Consider the following 4170-nt stretch of genomic DNA (forward strand, 5'->3'; position numbering starts at 1 on the left):
ATGGCAAAAAAAGAAGCTATAATTCTTAAACCAAAAAAGGTAAAGAAAATTACTAAAAAAAGTCTTGTTGCCAAAACAGCGGAAGCAAAAGGGGCGGAGATAAAAGATTCTGTACGTCCTCCAGCTTCTGTTTCTTGGCAAGGCAATCAGCCGGGTTATTATAAACGTTCTGGCTGGTGGTATTTAATTGCCACTCTTGTAACAATTGCTTTGCTTCTCTATGCCTATAAAGACAAAAACAATTCTTTCCTGTTCCTTATTGTTGCCCTATATGGATTAGTCTTGGCCAAAAGTGCCCAAAATCCCCAAACTATCTATTTTTCCTTAAATCAAACCGAGCTTTCTATTAATGGCGATGAAAGGCGCTATGACCTCAAAGAGTTTAACGGCTATTATATTGTAGAGAATAGTGATATAAAATATATTGGGTTCCGTTATCCGGAAGCAGCCCATGAAGATGTGATTATTCCTGTACCCCCAGAAAAAATCGAAGAGGTCATCAGTTTATTAAACACCACTGACATAAAAGAAGATTTAACGGCCAGAGAACCAGTGATACACTATTTGAGCAGAGTGTTAAAAATCTAAGCATCCAGAATGTCCAATTTCTAGGCAACGCCCGGTAAAATAAATCGAATTTTACTCTGGACACTGTTTGAACATTGGCCATTAGACATTAGACGTTAGTGAGAAAATCTGTCCCCGTAGCTTAACTGGATAGAGCGCGGCCCTGCGAAGGCTGAGGTTGAGCGTTCAAATCGCTCCGGGGACACAACGTACAAAACGTTAATTTGTTTCACAAATTTTACGTTTTTACGTTGTAGTGGCGTTTAAATTTTAAAGAAATTTATTACGTCACACTTAATTACAAATTTAAAATTATAATATGGAATCAGATCTAGAAAAGGTTCCGGGTTTGGAAGATGCAAGTCAGGCCCAATCGGGTGTAGATTTTGTTGCTCCAGAAGAAAAACCATCAGAAAAAAACCCTCAGAACGATATAAAGAACAGGTTAGAAGGTTTTAATGGTTTTGCTTTAATTAAGGAAAGGAAGGAAGATGAATTTAGGGCAGCTATCAAAACTGGCGATACTTTTGAAAAACTAGCTGCTATAATTGACAAATATGCTACAGACAATAATTTGCCAGAATTACGAATAGAAGCTTCTAAGGTCAGAAAGGAGGAATTCTTTGAGCCAACTACTGATTTTGGCATAGCCGACCAATACCATATATTGGTAGATAACAAATTGAATAATCGGGAAGTCTAAAATTGAGTTATCAAATTATGTAGAAAGAGTTCTGGTAAGAACTCTTTTTATGTTATAATAGAAAGAAATAATTCATAAAACTATGACAGCACAAAATATAGAAGGAGGTATGGATAAAGCCTCTATAACAATAGAGAGTGGGTCTGTCGATGAAAATTTAGTTAACGCTATTGATAGTTCCACCTCCATTGAAGGAATAATTGAATCTTTAGAACAAAGTCCTATAGAGGGTATTAGAGATTTCAGCAGTGAAGCTTATTCCAAAAAAGATATCACTACTAATTTAGTAGATTTGGAAGCCTTCGCTGCCAGTATAACAAAAGAAGGTCTTAGAAATGAAGGGTCTCGCGCAGACATACTCAAAAATATAAACACATACCTCAATCGTGTTCCCACTAGTTACCATCTACAAGAGCGCGTTCGTACATTTCTTTTTGATATTAATCCATTGCTAAGAGATTTTACTTTTTAAATTGAGAGCACTTACACAAAAGGAGCCCCCAAAAGGGGCTCTTTTTGTGTTATACTAAAGCCAAAGAAGTAATTAACTATGTTTGAAAAGCAACCAGATTTTAAAGTGGAAAGCGGCGATATTTTTACTAGAGCAATCAACAATGCTGCCAGCGTAGAAGAGGTCGTAAAAATTTTAGAAAGCAGCCCCATGGGTGAAATTAAAGACCCGGAGGGAAATTTTTATTATAAAGAAAATATCATCGCTGATTTAAAGGATTTAGAAGAAATCGTTATCCAGTTGTCTGAGGAGGATGTTAATAGTCAAGCAACTCATGTTGCTATCATAGACCATCTCAATCGCTTGCCCAACAATTATAGTTTAAGGCAACATACTCTTCGGCTGCTAACTGTGCTTAATCCAGTTATGAAAAAATTCATTTTCTAGCTCATATGGTTTCTGGTTCTAAACAAACTGCCGCCAAAAATATTCTGAATAAAGATTTAGCCGACATCAAAGGAATTGGGCCAGCCTATTTAAAGCGCCTTAATAAATTAGGATTAAAAACGGTGGGCGACCTCTTGCGGTATTTTCCCTTTCGCTATCAAGATTTTTCAGAAAATAAAAAGATAGCCGATTTGGTCCTGGGCGAAACGGCTAATGTAGAGGCAACCATAGAAAAAATAAAGACTAACCATATCTGGGCCCGTAAATTATCTATTACAGAAGCCACTATCACAGATGAAACCGGCTCCCTTAAGGCAGTTTGGTATAACCAGCCCTATCTGGAGAAAAATCTCCCCGTAGGCGCGCTGGTCAGCTTGGCTGGCAAAGTTACCCAAAATAAAAAGGCAAAAAATAAACTTTTTCTCTCCAACCCAGCCTATGAGATTATTAGCTTAACCGGCGAAAGCCGCAGTTTTAATTCCAAACACACTCAAGGTCTTATTCCTGTTTATTCAGAAACAAGAGGTTTAACTTCTCGGGCCTTGCGTTATTTTATCAAGCCCATAATAGATGAATATGCCAACACTCTTGTAGACGGACTGCCAGAAGAAATTCTCAAAACTTACAAATTATATCCTCTTGGACGAGCTTTTAAAGAAATCCACTTCCCCACAAGCATTGACACTGCTGAAAGAGCGAGAAAACGTTTTACTTTTGAAGAAGTGTTCTTGACTCAAATACACTTATTGCAATTGCGAGCTAAATTTCAAACATTAAAAGCGCCAAAAATAAAGGCGGATGTGGATTTAGTCAAACAATTTTTGGAAAAACTGCCCTTTCAGTTAACCCGTTCTCAGAAAGAAGCCCTTTGGCAAATAATGCAAGATATGGAAACAGGGCGCCCTATGAATAGGCTCCTAGAGGGTGATGTTGGCTCAGGTAAAACCTTAGTAGCGCTTCTCTCCTCACTTTTAGTGACTAGACAAGGTTGGCAAGTGACTGTAATGGCGCCGACAGCCATATTGGCTAAACAGCATTTCCAAACCTTCACTAAATTCTTAGATGGTTTTCCTGGCAAAGTTTGCTTGCTCACTGCCAATGAGAGCCTTTTAAGCGATGACGGGCTAATAGGCAGTGTTCCCAAGCCCTTGCTTATTAAAAAAATCTGCAATGGCGAGCCCATGATTATCATAGGCACCCACGCCCTTATCCAAAAGAAGGTGAAACCAACAAAATTAGGACTAGTAGTAATAGATGAGCAGCATCGTTTCGGCACGGAACAAAGAAAAACTTTAGGCTCTAATATTGCCGTTACCGGCGGACAGAAAATATGGCCCCATTTATTATCCATGACGGCTACGCCCATTCCCAGAACTTTAAGTTTAGCCATCTACGGCAATATAGATATTTCCATCCTCAAAGAGATGCCTGCCGATAGAAAACCCATAACTACCAAAGTTATTCTCCCCTACCAACAAGCAGCTATTTATGATTTTGTCAGGAGCGAAGCCAAGCTTGGACACCAAACTTTTGTGATTTGCCCCAGAATAGAACCCCCTATCATTGAAGGCGACGCTAACCTTCCTCAGAATGCCCGCAAAAATCTTTTGGCTTATGGTGAATGGTTAGAGCAAGATGTGAAATCGGTAAAACAAGAATATGAAACTTTCAGCCAAGACATCTGGCCAGATTTAAGAGTAGGCATGTTGCATGGCAAAATGAAAGCCCAAGAAAAAGATGAAGTAATGCTCAAGATGATGCGTGGAGATTTAGATGTTTTAGTCGCCACTTCTGTGATAGAAATAGGCATTGATGTCCCCCATGCCACTATTATGATCATTGAGGGCGCCGAGCTATTCGGTCTAGCGCAATTACATCAATTCAGGGGCCGGGTAGGACGGCGCGATATTCAATCCTATTGCTATCTTTTTGCCAAAGATAGCGCTAAAACAGTTTCGGCTCGTTTAAAAATAATGGAAAAAAATAACGATGGATTCAGTTT

5 protein-coding genes and 1 tRNA gene are annotated in these 4170 nt (G+C 38.9%); all 6 read left to right on the forward strand.

Annotation, left to right across the window (positions count from 1 at the left end; translation table 11 throughout):
* Window positions 1-588, forward strand: a 588-nt coding sequence (locus tag PK547_02685) for a hypothetical protein (GenBank protein ID HPR91615.1), incomplete at its 5' end; no start/stop codon positions are given.
* Window positions 589-698: 110 nt separating this feature from the next.
* Window positions 699-772: transfer RNA gene (locus PK547_02690), tRNA-Arg, on the forward strand.
* 114 nt (window positions 773-886) lie between these two features.
* Entirely contained in the window at window positions 887-1270 is a 384-nt protein-coding gene (locus PK547_02695; GenBank protein HPR91616.1) for a hypothetical protein, read from the forward strand.
* An 82-nt stretch (window positions 1271-1352) separates the two neighbouring features.
* Window positions 1353-1742, forward strand: a complete 390-nt coding sequence (locus PK547_02700) for a hypothetical protein (GenBank protein ID HPR91617.1) — start codon at window positions 1353-1355, stop codon at window positions 1740-1742.
* A 78-nt stretch (window positions 1743-1820) separates the two neighbouring features.
* The gene (locus PK547_02705; protein HPR91618.1) at window positions 1821-2168 is read left to right on the forward strand and encodes a hypothetical protein; all 348 of its coding nucleotides are present in this window, start codon (window positions 1821-1823) and stop codon (window positions 2166-2168) included.
* Window positions 2169-2173: 5 nt separating this feature from the next.
* Window positions 2174-4170 (forward strand): ATP-dependent DNA helicase RecG (locus PK547_02710; GenBank protein HPR91619.1); only part of this gene is annotated, 1997 nt, incomplete at its 3' end.

The sequence above is a fragment of the Candidatus Paceibacterota bacterium genome (assembly GCA_035404205.1).
Lineage (GTDB): Bacteria > Patescibacteriota > Minisyncoccia > UBA6257 > JAVHQB01 > JAVHQB01.

What these genes read in the sequence shown, in the direction of transcription:
- PK547_02705 (HPR91618.1), top strand. Translation starts at nt 1,821, where the DNA reads ATGTTTGAAAAGCAACCAGATTTTAAAGTGGAAAGCGGCGATATTTTT.
- PK547_02695 (HPR91616.1), top strand. Translation starts at nt 887, where the DNA reads ATGGAATCAGATCTAGAAAAGGTTCCGGGTTTGGAAGATGCAAGTCAG.
- PK547_02700 (HPR91617.1), top strand. Translation starts at nt 1,353, where the DNA reads ATGACAGCACAAAATATAGAAGGAGGTATGGATAAAGCCTCTATAACA.